This is a genomic window from Aureimonas flava (genome assembly GCF_003583935.1).
Taxonomy (GTDB): domain Bacteria; phylum Pseudomonadota; class Alphaproteobacteria; order Rhizobiales; family Rhizobiaceae; genus Aureimonas; species Aureimonas flava.
This window is the reverse complement of the sequence record NZ_QYRN01000010.1, coordinates 74,869-90,101: the sequence shown is the minus strand read 5'-3', so window position 1 is coordinate 90,101 and position 15,233 is coordinate 74,869. Positions and strand designations below refer to the sequence as shown.

Below are 15,233 nucleotides of genomic sequence, written 5' to 3'. Positions count from 1 at the left end.
AGCCGGTCCGCGATCAGCCGGCGCGGCGACGGCCGAGGCGCGGCGCCTCGTCCGGCGCTTCTTCCAGCCGCCCCGCCCGGCACCTCCGCACGGCCGCGAGATCGGCGGCGAGGACCTCGTGGCAGCGGTCGCCGAACCATTCCAACGAGCCCTCGGCCCCTGCGGGGAGCGCGCGCAGCAGGCGATCGTAGTCGAGCACGCCCTCGAACAGCGGCACCATGCCCTCGCGCCGTCCGGCGGCGGCATAGACGTTGGCGGGCCGGAACACAGCAAGGTCCCGGCGGGCGCGCACGTTCTTGAGGTGATGGTAGTCGATGCGCCCGGCCAGCCGCCGGCGCGCCAGGAGCGGATCGTCGCCGCCCTCCCAGACGTGCAGCAGGTCGAAGTTGACGCGAAGCGCGGGCTCGGGCGCCTCGTCCAGCAGCCGGACCAGAGAGGCGGTGGTGTCGGCGAGCGTGCCGGGATGGGTTTCGACCAGCAGCCGCAAGCCGCGATCGCCGAGCCGCGCGGCCGCCTCGCGCAGGCGCCCCGTCAGGAAGGCGCGCTCCCGCTCGCCCGTGTCGGCGCTCCCCTTGCGTCCGGCGAAGGTGCGAATGCGGGGCGCTCCCCAGGCCCGCGCCATCTCGCCCATCTCCTCGACGCGGCGCGCGAACGCCTCGGCGTCCGCGTCGAGCGGCAGGTAGTCGCTGATCATCGGCACGGCGAGCCCCTGCGCGGCGAGCCACGCGCGATGCTCGCCCGGCCCCTGGTTGCGCGCATGGACGCCCCAGAGCTCGATGCCGTCGAAGCCGGCGCGGCGCGCGAAATCGGCGATGTCGCGGATCGACAGGAGATGATGGCGGAAGGTGATGGTGCAGAGCGACAGCCTCATGCCGGGACCCGCGCCTCCCCCATGCGAAGGTCGGCGGGCCCGATCCGCTCCGCCCGCCATGCGGTGTAGGCCTCCATCAGCCGGCGCTTGATCGCGCGCTCGGCCGCGTCGAGCCCGTCCAGCCGGTCGACCAGCGCGGGCACGAGCGTGCGATCGCCGGACCGCGCCACCTTGAGAACCTGGTAGTGCAGAGCGGTGAGCCCGTTCACCAGCGCCTCGATCCGGTCGCAGATCGCGTCGAACTCCGCATGCGGCCACTTGAGAGCCCGCCAGAAGAAGGCGAAGCCGTGCTCGTAGGCCCATTTGCGGATGGTGATCACCGGCAGCTCGCGCAGCGCGTCGCCGAGCCCGGACAGGTGAAGGCCGTCGCGCCCCTCGGCATGCGCGCCGACGATCGCGCGCACGGCGTCGATCAGAGGGTTGCTGTCCGGCAGGAGGGTGGCGGCGAAGAAGGCGTCGAGATCGGCGTCCGCCGGCGGATGGGCGAGCGCCGTGTCGAACCGGTAGCCGCCCGCGACGCTCGGCTGCCGGATGGCGTTCAGGAGCTTGTCGCGCTCGATCCGTCCCTCCCAGCGGAAGTCGGGGTCGCGCACCTGCCACCAGGACGGGTCCTCGGTGAGCTCCAGCATCAGGTAGTGCGGAAACGGGTTCTGGTTGAACTTGTTCTCACGCTCGGGCAGGTGGAACATGTCCAGCATCACCATGACGCGCTCCCCGTCGCGCCGGCCCTGCAGGAGCGAGATCAGCGTCCCGATGTTCTCGTCCTTGGAGCGGGACGGGTCGTACCAGGCCACCAGCGGCACGCCGTAGAGCCGCTGGAACCAGTGGCGGAACGTCTCGTGGTCCATGGCGTCGGAATGGTAGGCGAGCCGCATCTCGTCGGTGATGGCGAACTCGGCGTCCCAGATCAGGGCATAGAACGGCCGGTGGTCGATGCCGCGCGCCTTGAGCCCGTCGCAGACGCAGCTCACGAAGCAATGGATCTTGAGGTCGTAGGGCATCTCCCCGTGCACCCCCTCGCCCTCCGCCACGGCCGCAGGGGGCGGCGCCTGCGGACCGGCCTCGGAAGGCACCAGCAGCGCGGCGAGGTCGGCGACCGTCGACACGTCCTGGCGCGCGATCGCCTCCTCGCCGACCTGCAGCTCGAGACGCAGCTCCAGGGCGAGGATGAGCTGGAGGAGCTGGACGGAGTCGAGATAGAGATCCTCGTTCAGCCGCGCGTCCGGCCCGAAACGGTCGAGATGGGGGTGGTTCATCTCCTCGCGCAGGATCGTGCCGATCGCCGCGACGACGCTCTCGCGGCTCATGCGGACATCCTCTCGAAACGGCCCTCGCGATAGGCCTGCGCCACCGCGCGCCGCGAAATCTTGCCGTTGGCCTGGCGGGGCAGAGCGTCGACCTGGACGGCGTCGCCGGGCACCTGGTAGCCGGCGAGCCAGCGCCGCGCCCAGTCCTGCAGGTCCCGTGGGGCGACCGCCTCCCCGGCGGTGAATAGGAGTGCGACGCGCTCGCCCGAGAACGCGTCGGGCCGGGCGAAGGCCACCGCGTCGGTGATGCCCGGCATCGCCATCATCACGTCCTCCACCTCGCCCGGATAGACGTTCAGGCCCGAGACGTTGATCGTGTCGTCGATGCGCGACACGAAGACCAGCATTCCATCCTCGCGCAGCCAGCCGAGATCGGCGGTGCGCACCGCGCCCTCCGCGCCCGCCACGACGATCTCGGCCGGCTCGCCCGCCGAGGTCCCCGCGCTCACCGCGTGATGGGGCAGCGGGCGGCCGATATGGGCCGCCTCGCGCAGGTCGGGGTTGATCGCGATGCAGCCGGCCTCGGAGCAGCCGTACTGCTGGAAGAGATGCGTGACCCGGTCGCGGATCGCCGCGAACCAGGGCGCCGGCAGGATCGTGCCGGAGGTCATCGCGGCGTGGATGCGCTCGCCCGGCGGCAGCAGCCGGCACACGGTGTGGAGAAGGGCGGGCGAGGTGTAGAGGACCGGCCGCTCGATCCCGCGCAGCCGCCGGATCAGGTGGCGCGGGTTGGTGGTGTCGAGGATCACCGGCACCCGCCCGCGCCGCAGGCCCACGAGCACGCCGCAGATCAGCCCGTAGGAATGGGTGACGGGGCAGGCCACCACCGGCGTCATCCCGTCCGCCTCGGGGAACGCCGCGACATAGGCCTCGATCTCCCGGTCGATCGAGCGCCAGCTCCGGGCGATGCATTTCGGCTCGCCCGTGGTGCCGGAGCTCATCTGCAGGAGCGCCGGTTCCTCCATCGGTGCGGGCGGGGCGTCCGGCAGGGGGAGCGGCTCGAAGCCGTCCAGAAACAGGCGGGCGCATCCGGCCCGTTCGGCCAGTCGCCGGGCTCCCTCGTCCGGCAGGCCGGGATGGACGGGCAGGAGCGTGACGCCGTGACGCCGCGCGGCCAGCACGAAGGCCAGGACCGTCTCAGCGTCGCGGCTGCGCACGGCGACGCGTCCGCCTCGGGCCGCGTCCGGCGCGAGGGCCTGTGCGGCCTGCGCCACGACCTCCTCCATCCGGCTTTGCGGGATCGATCGCTCGTCGATCTCGATCATCGGGATGTCTCCTCTCGTGTCAGGATGGATCGGAAGGGATTGGGCACGTGGTGGAAGCACGGCTCTTCGGCCGGTGCGCCGAGCTTGCGGCGCAGGAGCGACTCGACCCGCAGCGCGGCCTCGCCGACCCGCAGCCGGGCGAGCCGCGCCTCCAGCCCGTGCTCGGCGGCGTGCCGCGCGAGACGGCGGCCGAGCGCCGGCCAGAAGGCCGCCTCGTCCAGCCCGTGCCGCTGCGCGAGGGCGTGGGTCAGCTCGGCGAGGTTGAAGACGAAGAGGCTGTCGGTCACGAGCTCGGCAAGGACCGGGGCGGACCGCATCGCGTGGAAGCGGTCGTCCGGCGGTCCGGCATGCGCGGGATCGATCCGGCCGAGATCGGGCGCGCGCTCGGGCGCCGCGAGGAAGCCCGGCGCGTATTCGGCGCTTTCGTGGAAGTCGCGCAGGATCAGCCGCTCGGGCCAGCCGTCGCGATGGACCAGGATCGCGTTCTGCCCGTGCGCCTCGAGCGCGATGCCGTGCGCCACCAGGAGATGCCAGACCGGCAGCGCCACGACCTCGCAGAGACGCGCGAGCCAGCGATCGGCGCCGCCGTGGCGCCGGATCCAGGGTTCGGCGAGGAGCGCTCCGTCCGCCTCCTCCGCCCACAGGGCGTTGAGGGGCACGGCCGCCTCCCCCGGCTCGAGCCGCACGCCGCCGCGCCAGATCGCCGCGAGCTGGCCGGCCAGCGGCCCCGCGCGCCCGGCCAGCACCGCCGCGTCCTCGGGCAGGAGATCGAGGCGGTAGGGCCCCGCGAACAGGGGATCGCCGGCCACTGTCTCGCCGAGCCAGCGCGACAGGGCGGGCGCGGTCAGGACGAACCGGGGATCCAGCGTGCGCAGCGAGGAGGTCGAGACGACGCTCAGCGCCAGCTTGACGCTGCGGCCCGCCGGATCGTCGGCATCGTGGAGCGTGCGCAGGGACTGGCTGGCGCGGTAGCGCCGGCCGGCCGGCCCGAGGTCCACCGCCCAGCCCCGCGCGAGCCGATCCACGAGGGCCCCGCCCCGCAGGTGGCGCAACTGCCAGGGGTGGACGGGCACGAGGGCGTGGCTCGCGAGGCTCGCCCCCGTGCCGGCGAGGCGGCGGGCGATCCGATCGAGGTCGTCGCCCAGGAGCGAGCGCCAGAATTCCCGCTCCTGCGTCGGCAGCACCGCCTCCACGTCGGCGCGCCGCACCGCCAGCCAGTCCAGGCGGAACGGCTCGCCGCATTCGGGCCCGTATCGCCGGTGGTCGTCGATCGTGAAACCGGTGCGCGCCTTGAAGCAGGGGTGGTAGGCGTGCCCTTCGCCGATCGCGCCGTCGAGGCGCGCGAAGGGCAGCGCGCGCCGGTCCGGCGGCGGGAGCGAGCGGCGGTTCCAGTCGCAGAGCTCGATCGTCTGGGCCAGTTCCGCCTCCAGTCGGCGCAGCGCGTCCGGGGTGCCGGGCAGGAGGCGCGCCAGCGCCGCGAAACCGGCGGGGCGCCAGCCGCCCCGGCCGTCCCCGATCTCGATCGACCCGTCGCGAAGGCGCGGGCGGCCGAAGGGTCCGATCCCGCCCTGCGCCCGGCACGGCGCCCCCCCGAGGTGCCAGGCGATCGTGCCCGCCGCCGCATCCGCCGCCACGCGATCGGCGAGGCCCTCGAACAGCGCCGCCTCCGCCAGTTGGCGGGCGACGCGGTCCTCCACCCCTCCGGCGCCTCCGGGCTCAGGACGCGAGAGCATCGCGGGCCGGCGCCCGGAGGCGCGCGATCGGGTTCGGATAGTCCATGTAGATGCCGGCGTCCCCGGCGCTCGCCAGCTCGTCGCGCCCGAGAAGGCGCACGCGCAGGTTGGCCTTGGTGCAGAGCGTCGGTTCCTCCAGGATCGCCCGCGCGAAGGCGCGCCCGCGCGGCCCCGCGCCCGCCGCGATCCGCTCGAGGCGTGCGGCCAGACCGTCGAGCATCTCGTGCTCCCCCGCCAGCCCGTCATGGGCGAGACGCGACACCACGGAGAAGATCTGGTTGACCACGAGATAGTAGCCGAGGCGACGGCGCACCTCGCGGTCGTCGAAGAAGAGGCCCGGGATGCGGGCGGTCTCCGGGGCCAGCGCCAGGAGCGTCTCGCGGGCCGATTCCGCGAGATAGAAGCCCTGGTTGTCGCGATAGAAGCCGCGCGTCGGCCAGCCGGCGGAGACGTCCACGAGGGCGTTCTGCTGATGCGCCTCCAGCGCGATCCCGTGCCGGTCGAACATCGCCGCCACGGGCTCCAGCATGCAGTCGAGATAGCGACCGAACCATCGGCGCGCCACCGCGGCCGCCGGCTCGCCGTCGGCGGCGCCGAGGCGCCGGATCAGACCCTCCAGGCGCGACCGGCGGCCAGGCGGCGGCTCGGCCGCGAGCGCCGCCACCGTGGCGACGCCCCGTTCCGCGCCGCCGCGGAACGGGTTCTCGCGCAGCACGGTCTCGAAGCCGCCCTCCTCGCGGTCGGGCCAGGCGAAGGCGAGGCAGGCGGGATCGGCCAGGATGCGGAAGCCGGGAAAGGCCGCGGCGAAGTCCAGCCGGTTCGCCAGGCGGGCCATGGCGACCCCCGCTTCCAGTTCCGCCGTGCGGTTCACGCGCAGCGAGTTGGTGAGCGTGACGGGTAGCGAGAACTTGGCCATCCACGCGGCGTTCGGCGCGTAGACCGTGCGCAGCGAGGAGGTCGCGGCGAAGCGACGGCCTTGCGGGCCGAGGAGGCGGAGCGCCCCCGAGGCGAGCGCCGCCTCCACGTGCGGCTCGAGGAGGAGCGCCTCGGCCTGGAGCGGATGCAGGGGAAGCAGGACCTCGTCCGCCCGCAGGCCGATCCCGGCCGCGCTCGTCCCCAGGAGGTCGAGCGCGATCCGCGAGGCCGGCAGCGGGGCGGCGGACGCCTGGCGCACGCGCGACGCGGCACCGGCGAAGGCCACGAGCTGGAAGGTGCCGCCCTCCTCCGCCCCGTAGCGGCGTGCCTGCCAGCCGGTCATGCCGTGGCGGCTCTTGGGCGTGGGATGCAGCCAGTGGCCGAACACCAGGGAGCGTTCGGCCGCGATGAAGCTCGCGTCCGCCGCCTCGGCATGATCGGCGCGATCGGCGAGCGCGAGCTGGCGCGCGGTCTCGCGGTAGCTGTCGAGAATGCGCCCGAGAAGCGCGAGCTCGCGCTCGCGCGCGCTCGCAGTGCCCGGTCCCGGACCCTCGGCGCGCTCGAAGGCCTCGCCGAGAAGAAGCTGGACCGCCGCCAGGGGTGCGGCGATCCGCCAGCGCGGCTCGTGGAGGTTCCGCAGCCAGACGCGGCCGAACCGGTGCGCGCCACAGAGCGAGGCCGACGCGAGCTCGGCGCGCACCCGCACGCGCTGCCGGTGCAGCGCCCATTCGAGGCAAGCGGCGGGCGGGCCGTCGGCCTGCGCATGCCGCACGGCGATGCCGGGATCGATCTCGCGCAGGTAGACGTTGGCGAAGCTTCGGAAGGCGGCCGCCTCGGCGGCGGCCTGGACGTCATGGGACATGAATGCTGCATCCTTGCGGCCGGGGCGGCCGCGCTTCGGCGAGAGATGTCGCCGAAGGCGGGAGGGGCGGTGGGACGACCGCGCCGCTCAGAAGTCGATCGAGGCGGACACCATGACGGTTCGCGGCGCGCCGGCGGCCAGGAAACCGCGCGCCGACGAGGCCCAGTAGCGCTCGTTGAAGACGTTCTCGACGGCCAGGCGCATCTCGACCGGCTTCTCGTAAGGCCCGACGAAGGCGTAGCGCGCGCCGAGGTCCACCCGTGTCCAGTCGTCCACGCGCTGCGTGTTCGCCTGGTCGTAGCGCGTCGAGCCGGTATGCAGGACCCGGCCCGTGAAGGTCAGTCCGGGCGTCAGCCACGCCACGTCGTATTCGCCGTAGAGGTTGAAGGCGACCTTGGGAACGCCGGGCACGGCGTTGCCGTCGAAGCGCCCACCCGTCGTGCTGTCGAGACGCGCGTCGATCAGCGTGACGCCGCCCAGGAGCCGCAGCGCGTCGGTGACCTGACCGAACACGGTGAATTCGACGCCGCGATTGGTCTGGAGCCCGTCCACGTCGAAGACGCGCGTCGCCGGATCGGTGAAGCCGCTCGGCTGCTCGATCTGGAACAAGGAGGTGGTGAAGCCGAAGGCGCCGGCGTCGTACTTGAAGCCGACCTCCTTCTGCTCGCTGACGAAGGGCGCGAAGACCTCGTTGGCGTTGAGCGCGGTGGAGGGCGCGATCGGGCCCTCGGTCAGCGCCTCGATGTAGTTGCCGTAGACCGAGAAGTGGTCGGTGAGACGCACCACGGCGGCCACCGCCGGCGTGATCTCGCTGTCCTCGTAGAAGTAGTTGATCTCGCCGACCGGCGCGCTGGCATTGCCCGGCCGGGTGTTGAAGCCGCGCGAGCGGATCTCCTGGTAGCGGCCGCCGAGCGTGAACTGGAAGCGGTCCTGCGCGAAGGACAGGGTGTCGGACAGCGCGAGGCTGTTGGCCAGGATGTCGGCGAAGGGGATCAGGTCGCTGGAGCGCGGCAGGCGCGACAGGTCGGGCGGCGTGCCGTCGAACGCCACCGGATCGTAGATGTTGGTGGTGTAGCTCGGGAAGCCGAGGGTACGCGGGTTGAACTCGCCGCGGTTGTTGGCGTTGCGCGCGCTGGAGGCCGAGACGTTCACCTCGTGGCCGACGAAGCCCGTGTCGAACCGGGTGCGCAGCCCGACCTCGCCGGAGCGGCCCTCGATCTCCTGCGGGTTGAAGCCGAAGTCGACCTGCGCGTCGCCGAGCTGCGCGTTGCCGATGCGCGAGTCGCCGATCGTGTAGGAGCCGGTCAGGAAGTCCTCGCGGTAGCGGCTGACGCCGCCGGCGGCATAGATCGTGGTGTCGTCGAGGAGGTCGAACTCGACCCGCCCCGCGGCCATGTCGTAGCGTGAATCGATGAACTCGAAGTCGTTCGCGGTGTTGGTGCGCCCGTTCGGGGCGTCGGGAATGGGAACGCCCGGAGCCACGGCGTTGAACAGGGACACCGGCGCCTGGATCTTCTGGTCCTGGTGGTTCAGGTCGATCGAGGCGCGCAGCCGCTCGCCGCGGTAGTCGGCGCCCAGGGCGCCCACGACCACCTCGTTCTCGTTGCGGTCGAGCGGCGTGTCGCCCTGGCGATAGGAGCCGTTGACGCGGATGCCCCATTCGCCGGTCGGCCCGTATCGGCGGCCGATGTCGAAATGCGGCCAGAGCTGCGAATCGCCGAGGAAGGTGGTGGTGAGGCGCGTCAGCGGCTCGTCGGCGGCGCGCTTGGGCACGAGGTTGATCGTGCCGCCGACACGGCCGACGCCGCCGCTCAGAAGCGCCGTCGGTCCCTTGAGGACCTCGACGCGCTCGATGCCCTCCACGAAGTGGCGACGCGGGTTGGCGAGATAGAAGAGCCCGTCATAGGCGGTGTCGAGGTTCACCACCGAGAAGCCGCGGATGAAGAACGAGTCCCGCTCGGAGAAGGCGGGCGCGTCGTTGCGGACCGAGGGATCGTTGAGCACCACGTCGCCCACCGAGCGCGCCTGCTGGTCGCGGATCAGCTTCTCGGTGAAGCTCGTGACGTTGAAGGGCGTTTCCAGCACGGAGCGGTTGCCAAGGCTTCCGACGCGCGCGCCGGTCGCCACCTGCCCACCGGCATAGGGTGCGGGCGGCTGGCCGACGGTTCCGGTCGCGGGCGCCTCCCCGCCGCCGCTCTCGACGACCACCGTGCCCAGCTGCACCGCCCGGGCATTGGCCGGCGCGTTCGTTTCGTCGGCCTCCTGGGCGCGTGCGGGAGCGCAAAGAAGCGCCACCAGCGACACGCCAGCCAATACCGCGCCGCCCAAGCAACCCGAAGTAGAAACCGTAACACGCAACGACATCTTCAAACCCCCGCAGCAACTCCTGCCGTTGGCGTCGATGGTGCAGCGTACTGGTCGAATCAAATAACATGTTTGTGAGATTTTAAGTAGAAAATTTCTAATTTCTGATTTATAACGACTCCAACATTCCGCACAACTTCATGTATTGATCCGATATATTCGGCCGTTTCGCGGCAATGCGACAGGCGCCGAATGGGGCAGCCCGCGCGTTTTCGGCGCAGCAAAAACTGGACAGAAACAATCAGATATCGGATAGGCCGAGGCATCCGAGCCACAAGCGACCCGCCATCCGGAGCCGAGCCATGCCCCCCTTCCGCCGAAGCGCCCGCCGGGGCGGCACCCGCATGGCCGCCCTCGCGGTCGCCGTCGCGGCGCTCTCGGTCCTGCCGGTGCGTGCCGAACCCCTCGTGGTCTCGCATGCCCAGGGCGAGACCGCGCTGGAGGGCGTTCCCGCGACCGTCGTGGTGACGGACTGGGCCGCCTTCGACAATCTCGACGCGCTGGGCGTGCCGGTCGCGGGCGTGCCTGCCTCGGCGACCCCGCCCTACCTTGCCGACCGGATCGGCGCCGAGGTGCCGCGCGTCGGCTCGCTCCAGGAGCCCGACATCGAGGCCATCGCCGCCGCCGCGCCCGACCTCGTGGTGGTGGCGAACCGCTCGCGCGCGAGCTACCCGATCCTCAGCGCCCTGGCGCCCACGATCGACGCGACGTTGGACAACGCCGACATCGTCGGCGGGGTGAAGGCGAGCCTTGCCCGCTACGGCGCGATCTTCGGGCGCGAGACGCGTGCCGCCGAACTCTCGGCCGCGCTGGATGCCAAGGTGGCCGAGGCGCGCGGGGCCGCCGGCGGGCGCGGCACCGGCCTCGTGGTGGTCGCCAACGGCGGCCGGCTCGGGGTCTACGGTCCCGGCTCGCGCGTCGCCTGGATCCACGACGCGCTCGGCGTTCCCTCCCCGATCGGCGCGGTGGACGACCGCAACCACGGCGGCGACGCGATCTCCTTCGAGTATCTGCTGCAGGTCGATCCCGACTGGCTGTTCGTGGTGGACCGGGACGCGGGCATCGGCAACGAGGGCGCGGCGCGCGCCACGCTCGACAACGAGTTGATCCGGACCACGACCTTCTGGCGACGCAACCAGATCGTCTATCTCGATCCGGCCGCCGCCTACATCACCATGCACGGCTACTCCGGCCTGATGCGCCTCCTCGACCAGGTCGTCGCCGGCTATCGCGGCGGCACCTGAGGCGCGGCGCTTCGGATCCCGAGCCGCATGGTCCCGCTTCTGTCCGCGGTCCTCGCCACCGCGCTGCTCGCGGTCGCCAGCCTCTTCGTGGGCGTCGGCGACGTCTCGCCCGCCGCGCTCATCAGTGCGGCGCCCGAGGACCGGGCGGCGCTGCTCCTGGCGGCCAGCCGCGTGCCCCGCACGCTGGCGATCCTCCTGGCCGGCTCCTCGCTGGCGATCGGCGGGCTGGTGATGCAGATGATCGTGCGCAACCGCTTCGCCGAACCCTCCACCACCGGCACCACGGAGGCCGCGACGCTCGGCCTGCTGCTGGCGACGCTCCTCGCGCCGGGCTGGCCGCCGATCGCCAAGATGGCGGTGTCGGCCCTGTTCGCGCTCGGCGGCACCGCGCTGTTCCTGCGAATCCTGCGCTTCGTGCCCCTGCGCGACGCGATGCTCGTGCCGCTGGTGGGCCTGATGTTCGGCGGCGTGATCGGGGCGCTGGCGACCTTCCTCGCCCTCCGTTTCCAGCTCCTGCCCTCGCTGCTCGCCTGGACCACCGGCGACTTCTCGGCCGTGCTGCGCGGGCGCTACGAGCTTCTCTGGCTCGGCCTCGGCGCGACGCTTCTCGCCTACTGGGCGGCGGACCGCCTCACGCTGGCGGGGATGGGCCGCGACGTCGCCGTCGGCCTCGGTCTGAACCACGAGGCGGCGACCGCCCTCGGCCTCGTGCTGGTCTCGGTGATCGCCGCCGTATCGCTCGCCTCGGTGGGAGCGATCCCGTTCCTTGGCCTGGTGGTGCCGAACCTCGTCAGCCTGGCGGTCGGCGACAACATGCGCGCCACCGTTCCCTGGGTGGCGATCGGCGGGGCGGCGCTGGTGCTCGCCTGCGACATCCTCGGCCGCCTCCTGCGATACCCCTACGAGATCCCGATCGGCGTCGTGATGGGTGTCCTCGGCAGCGCGCTGTTCCTGGCCCTCCTCCTGCGGACGCGCCGGCATGGGGCCTGACGCGCAGGGCCTGGCGCGGGGCGCGCGGCCGTCCCTCCCCGGCCGCCCGGCGCTGGTGCTGGCGGGGCTCGCCGCGCTCGCCCTCCTGGCCGTGCTCGCCTTCCTGACCGTCGGCGCGCGCGGCTCCTGGAGCTTCGTGCTCGCCTTTCGCGGACGGCGGCTGCTGGCGCTGCTCCTGGTGGCCTACTGCGTCGCGGTGTCCACCGTCCTGTTCCAGACCCTCACCCGCAACCGCATCCTGACGCCCTCGATCATGGGTTTCGACGCGCTCTACGTCCTGATGCAGACCACCGTCGCCGTGGTGCTGGGCGTCTCGACCCTGACACTGGCCGACCCCCGGCTGCGCTTCCTTGGCGAGGCCACGCTGATGGCCGGCTTCTCGGCGCTCCTGTTCCGCTGGCTGTTCCTGGGCGAGGAGCGCAGCCTGCATCGCCTGGTGCTGGCCGGCATCGTGTTCGGCATCCTGTTCCGGTCGCTCTCCGCCTTCCTGCAGCGCCTGCTCGACCCCAACAGCTTCCAGATCCTCCAGGATTCCCTGTTCGCCAGCTTCGGCACGGCCGATACGCTGCTTCTGGGCGTGTCGGCCGCGCTGGTGGCGGCGGTGACGGTCGGGCTCTGGCGCCTCGGCCCGGCGTTCGACGTCCTGGCGCTCGGGCGCGACCATGCGATCAACCTCGGCCTCGACCATGCGCGCACCGTGCTCCTGATCTGGCTGGCGGTGTCGGTCCTGGTCGCCGTGTCCACCGCGCTGGTCGGGCCCGTCGCCTTCTTCGGCCTCCTGGTCGCGAGCCTCGCCCATGCGCTGGTCGGACGCAGCCGCCATCGAGAGATCCTGCCCGCCGCCTGCCTCGTCGCGGTGGTCGTGCTGGTCGGCGGGCAGACGGTGCTGGAGCGCGTCTTCGCCTTCGACACCGCCCTGTCGGTGATCGTGGACTTCCTGGGGGGCCTCGTGTTCCTCGCCCTCGTGCTGCGCGGAGCCGCCCGTTGATCGAGATCGAGAGTGCCCGCAAGGCCTTCGGCGACACGCCCGTGGTGGATGACGTGACGCTGCGCATCCCGGCGCGCGGCGTTACCTCGATCATCGGCCCGAACGGGGCGGGCAAGTCGACCCTCCTGTCGCTGGTGGCGCGGCTGGCGGGGCTCGACGGCGGCCGGATCCGCGTGGACGGGCTCGACGTGTCGACGACGCCGGGGCCGGTGCTGGCGCGCCGGCTCGCGGTGCTGCGCCAGGACAACCACATGACGGCGCGCCTCACGGTGCGCGACCTCGTGGCGTTCGGCCGCTATCCCCATTCGCGCGGCCGCCCCGCGCCGGGCGACGCGGAGCATGTGGCGCGCGCGCTCGCCTATCTCGACCTCGGGGACCTCGCGGACCGCTTCCTGGACGAACTGTCGGGCGGGCAGCGCCAGCGCGCCTTCGTCGCCATGGTGCTTTGCCAGGACACGGACTACCTGCTCCTGGACGAGCCGCTCAACAATCTCGACATGCCGCACGCGGCGTCCATGATGCGCATCCTGCGCCGCGCGGCGGACGAGCTCGGCCGCACCGTGGTGGTGGTGCTCCACGACATCAACTTCGCCGCCTGGCATTCGGACCATATCGTGGCCATGCGCGCCGGTCGGGTGTGCCGGCAGGGCACGCCGGAGGAGATCGTCCAGGCGCCGGTGCTGGAGGCGATCTACGGCGTGCCCTTCGCCGTGCGGCGCATCGACGGCCGGCCGACCTGCCTGTTCTGGCGCTAGGGCGGAGCCCCGCCGGGCGGCGCCGGGGCCCTGAACCGGGTCGATGCGGGATCGGCGGTCAGGCGCCGAATCGCGGTTCGGGAAGCCCCCGGACGCCGAGGTCGCGGATCGCGAACAGGCTGCCGCGCTGGACGCCGTCGCCCGGAAACCGCGGCAGCGGCGGCTTCGCCATCGAGGTGACGAAGAGGGTGTCGAGGTCGGGCCCGCCGAACATCACGCTCGTCACCTTCTTCACCGGCATGTCGATCACCCGGTCCACCGCCCCGTCCGGCGTGTAGCGCACGATCTTGCCGGCATAGACCAGGGCGTTCCAGAGGCACCCCTCGGCGTCCACCGTGGAGCCGTCGGCGGCACCGCCCTCCGACGTGTCCACCCTGGCGAAGGTCCGCCGGTTGGAGACGGCGCCGGTCTCGAGGTCGAAGTCGTAGGCCCAGATCTCGCCGGTCCAGGTGTCGGCGAAGTAGAAGGTGCGGTCGTCCGGCGAGAAGCAGGGACCGTTGGAGCAGATGATGCCGGTGTCCACCTCGTGGACGCTGAAGTCCGGGTCGAGGCGGTACAGCGCGCCGGAGGGGCCCTCCTCCATCGTGTCCATGGAGCCGGCGAAGAAGCGCCCGCGCCGATCGACCTTGCCGTCGTTGATGCGGTTGGCCGGCCGGTCGGGTTCGGGATCGTGGATCGGCTCGCAGTCGCCGGTCCGGAAATCGAGCGCGTAAAACCCCTGCTGGAGCGAGACGATCGCCCCCGCGCCGTCCTTGCGCAGGGCCATCGAGCCGATCTTGCCCGGCACGTCCCAGGCGCGCAGCTCGCCCCCGTCGGCCGTGGCGCGGAAGACGCGGCCGTCGAAGCTGTCGATGAAGTAGAGGCGCTCCTGCTCCGCATCCCAGAGCGGGCCTTCGCCGAGCGTCGTCTTGACGTCGAGGAGAACATCGATGCGCATGGGACACTCCCGTCCGTTGATGGGCCTCAGAAGCCGACCTGATCGCCGCCCTTGAGATGGAGGAGGGCGCGCGCCTCGGCGGGCGTCGCGACGGCGAGGCCCAGGCCCTCGATGATCTGGCGCGCCATGCGCACCTGCTCGGCGCTCGAGGTCGCGAGCCGCCCCTTGCCCGCCCAGAGCGAATCCTCCAGCCCGACACGCACGTTGCCGCCCATGGAGACCGCCTGCGCGGCGATGCGCAGCTGGCTGGACCCGGCGCCCAGGACCGACCAGCGGAAGTCGGTGCCGAACAGCCGGTCGGCCGTTCGCTTCATGTGGATCACGTCTTCCGGATGGGTGCCGATGCCGCCCAAAAGCCCGAACACGGACTGGACGAAGAAGGGCGCCTTGACGAGGCCGCGATCTGCGAAATGGGCGAGGTTGTAGAGATGGGCGATGTCGTAGCACTCGAACTCGAAGCGCGTGCCGTTGCCGTAGCAGGTCTCGAGAATGTACTCGATGTCCTGGAAGGAGTTGCGGAACACGAGGTCGCGCGTGGCCTCGAGGTGCGGCTTCTCCCAGTCGAACCGGAAGGTCTCGTACTTGGGCGCCAGGTGGTAGAGCCCGAAGTTGATCGAGCCCATGTTGAGCGAGGCGACCTCCGGCCGGAAGGTCGCCGCCGGAGCCACGCGCTCCTCGACCTTCATGTAGGGACTGCCGCCGGTGGTGATGTTGATCGCCGCGTCGGTGCCCTGCTTCACGCGCGGCAGGAAGCGGGCGAAGGCTTCCGGCGTCTGGTCGGGCCTGCCGTTCTCGGGGTTGCGCGCGTGGAGATGCAGGATGGCGGCGCCCGCCTCCGCCGCGCCGATCGCGTCGGCGGCGATCTCGTCCGGCGTGATCGGCAGGTGGGGCGACATGGTGGGCGTGTGGATCGCGCCGGTCACCGCGCAGGTGATGATGACCTTGCCGGCGGAAGCGGGGGCGGGAGCGGAGGGCTTGGACATGGGGTCTTCCTCGGGGGTC

Annotated in this window: 12 protein-coding genes; 4 read left to right on the top strand and 8 right to left on the bottom strand. The window is 71.9% G+C overall.

Features of this window, described 5'->3' with window-relative positions:
* Positions 1-13: 13 nt before the first annotated feature.
* The 6 genes from D3218_RS17210 to D3218_RS17190 form a co-directional block, all read right to left on the bottom strand.
* The gene (locus D3218_RS17210) at positions 14-871 is read right to left on the bottom strand and encodes a sugar phosphate isomerase/epimerase family protein (RefSeq protein WP_119541309.1); all 858 of its coding nucleotides are present in this window, start codon (positions 869-871) and stop codon (positions 14-16) included.
* Entirely contained in the window at positions 868-2,178 is a 1,311-nt protein-coding gene (locus tag D3218_RS17205) for a DUF6005 family protein (protein ID WP_119541308.1), read from the bottom strand. Before D3218_RS17205 ends, D3218_RS17210 begins: the two co-directional genes overlap by 4 nt.
* Positions 2,175-3,443, bottom strand: a complete 1,269-nt coding sequence (locus D3218_RS20165; protein ID WP_168990581.1) for an AMP-binding protein — start codon at positions 3,441-3,443, stop codon at positions 2,175-2,177. Before D3218_RS20165 ends, D3218_RS17205 begins: the two co-directional genes overlap by 4 nt.
* On the bottom strand, positions 3,440-5,140 hold the full coding sequence (locus tag D3218_RS20160) for an IucA/IucC family protein (RefSeq protein ID WP_168990580.1): 1,701 nt from the start codon (positions 5,138-5,140) through the stop codon (positions 3,440-3,442). The genes D3218_RS20165 and D3218_RS20160 overlap by 4 nt, the downstream gene beginning before the upstream one ends.
* Positions 5,141-5,159: 19 nt before the next feature.
* Positions 5,160-6,953: an IucA/IucC family protein gene (locus D3218_RS17195; protein ID WP_119541307.1), complete on the bottom strand. Its 1,794-nt coding sequence runs from the start codon at positions 6,951-6,953 to the stop codon at positions 5,160-5,162.
* An 87-nt stretch (positions 6,954-7,040) separates the two neighbouring features.
* Positions 7,041-9,317: a TonB-dependent receptor gene (locus tag D3218_RS17190; RefSeq protein WP_119541346.1), complete on the bottom strand. Its 2,277-nt coding sequence runs from the start codon at positions 9,315-9,317 to the stop codon at positions 7,041-7,043.
* Positions 9,318-9,619: 302 nt separating this feature from the next.
* Between D3218_RS17190 and D3218_RS17185 the strand changes: the two genes are divergently transcribed.
* The 4 genes from D3218_RS17185 to D3218_RS17170 are packed head-to-tail and all read left to right on the top strand — an operon-like array spanning position 9,620 to position 13,294.
* Positions 9,620-10,561, top strand: a complete 942-nt coding sequence (locus tag D3218_RS17185) for a siderophore ABC transporter substrate-binding protein (RefSeq protein WP_168990579.1) — start codon at positions 9,620-9,622, stop codon at positions 10,559-10,561.
* Positions 10,562-10,588: 27 nt separating this feature from the next.
* Entirely contained in the window at positions 10,589-11,551 is a 963-nt protein-coding gene (locus D3218_RS17180; RefSeq protein WP_119541305.1) for an ABC transporter permease, read from the top strand.
* The gene (locus D3218_RS17175) at positions 11,541-12,539 is read left to right on the top strand and encodes an iron chelate uptake ABC transporter family permease subunit (protein WP_119541304.1); all 999 of its coding nucleotides are present in this window, start codon (positions 11,541-11,543) and stop codon (positions 12,537-12,539) included. Before D3218_RS17180 ends, D3218_RS17175 begins: the two co-directional genes overlap by 11 nt.
* Positions 12,536-13,294, top strand: coding sequence for an iron ABC transporter ATP-binding protein (locus tag D3218_RS17170; RefSeq protein WP_119541303.1), 759 nt, complete (start codon positions 12,536-12,538; stop codon positions 13,292-13,294). Before D3218_RS17175 ends, D3218_RS17170 begins: the two co-directional genes overlap by 4 nt.
* A 58-nt stretch (positions 13,295-13,352) precedes the next feature.
* Here the strand turns inward: D3218_RS17170 and D3218_RS17165 are convergent, their stop codons facing one another.
* Both D3218_RS17165 and kce read right to left on the bottom strand, forming a co-directional pair.
* Positions 13,353-14,231, bottom strand: coding sequence for an SMP-30/gluconolactonase/LRE family protein (locus tag D3218_RS17165; protein WP_119541302.1), 879 nt, complete (start codon positions 14,229-14,231; stop codon positions 13,353-13,355).
* Between the two features lie 26 nt (positions 14,232-14,257).
* Positions 14,258-15,214, bottom strand: a complete 957-nt coding sequence (gene kce / locus D3218_RS17160; RefSeq protein ID WP_119541301.1) for a 3,5-dioxohexanoate:acetyl-CoA acetone transferase — start codon at positions 15,212-15,214, stop codon at positions 14,258-14,260.
* Positions 15,215-15,233 lie beyond the last annotated feature (19 nt).